General features: G+C 48.9%; 1 pseudogene. It reads left to right on the top strand.

The window, feature by feature from the left end:
• Positions 1 to 1,230: pseudogene (gene vmeZ, locus R7E42_RS24650) on the top strand (multidrug efflux RND transporter permease subunit VmeZ); the annotation flags it as partial.

The following is a 1,230-nucleotide window of genomic DNA, read 5'->3' as shown; positions in this document are numbered from 1 at the left end:
GAAGCGATTCTACTGGTTATTGCCGTAACCTACCTATTCTTGGGCAGTGCGCGAGCAACGTTAATTCCAGTGGTCGCGATTCCAGTTTCGTTGATTGGTACGTTTGCCATCATGCAAGCGACTGGATTCACCATCAACACAGTAACCTTGTTCGGTTTGATTCTCGCGATTGGTATCGTGGTGGATGACGCGATTTTGGTTATCGAAAACGTTGATACCACGATGGCGAAAGATCCAACCATTTCACCTCGCAAAGCAACATTGCTAGCGATGAAAGAGGTGACTGGGCCAATCATTACCTCAACGTTGGTTCTGTTGGCGGTATTCCTACCTGTTGCGATGCTTCCGGGTATTACTGGCATCATGTATCGTCAGTTCGCATTGACGATCTGTATTTCGGTTGTGATTTCGTCAATCAACGCGCTAACGCTGTCACCGGCTCTTTGTTCATTGGTATTAAAACAAGGTGGCGGCAACACGGCTAACTGGTTCCAAGCATTCAACCGTGGTCTAGAGCGTGTTACTACGCGTTACGGCCAAGTTGCAGGCTTCCTTGTTAAGAAATCTCTGTTATTGGTTACGTTCTTCATCGTTGCGGTTGCTGCGGTGTCTTTCTTCGCGAAGACGACATCAACGGCATTCGTTCCTCAAGAAGATAAAGGCATTTTGTTGGTCAACGTTCAGTTGCCTGATTCTGCTTCTCTGTCTCGTACAGAAGAGGTGACGAGCGACTTGATGAAAATGATCGAGGAAGAACCCGGTGTAGATGGCGTAACGGTTGCAAACGGCTTTTCGTTTATGACTGGTGCTGCGGCGTCAAACGGTGCTTCGCTGTTCATTAAGCTGCATGATTGGGAAACGCGTAACTCGCTAGGGGGTGAACATTCTGCCAACGCGATAGCAGCTCGCATCAATGGTCGAGCAGCGATGGAATTACCTCAAGCTGTCGTGTTTGCGATGGGGCCGCCTGCCGTTCCGGGTATGGGCGCTGCTTCCGGTTTTGAATTTGTACTGGAAGATACGCTAGGTCGTAGCCGCACTGACTTGTCGATGGTGATGGGGGAGATGATTCAGGCAGCAAACCAAGCTCCTGAGATCGCGTACACCTTTAGTACATTCCGCGCAAACGTACCGCATTACTATGTGGATATTGACCGCGAGAAAGCGCAACAACTTGGTATTTCGTTGTCGTCTATTTTCCAAACTTTGCAAGGCAACTTAGGTTCGCTT

Origin of the sequence: Vibrio sp. Vb1337 (assembly GCF_033338715.1) — a bacterium.
Lineage (GTDB): Bacteria > Pseudomonadota > Gammaproteobacteria > Enterobacterales > Vibrionaceae > Vibrio > Vibrio alginolyticus.
Note: the sequence above shows the minus strand (reverse complement) of the source record. Positions and strands in the feature narration are given on the sequence as shown.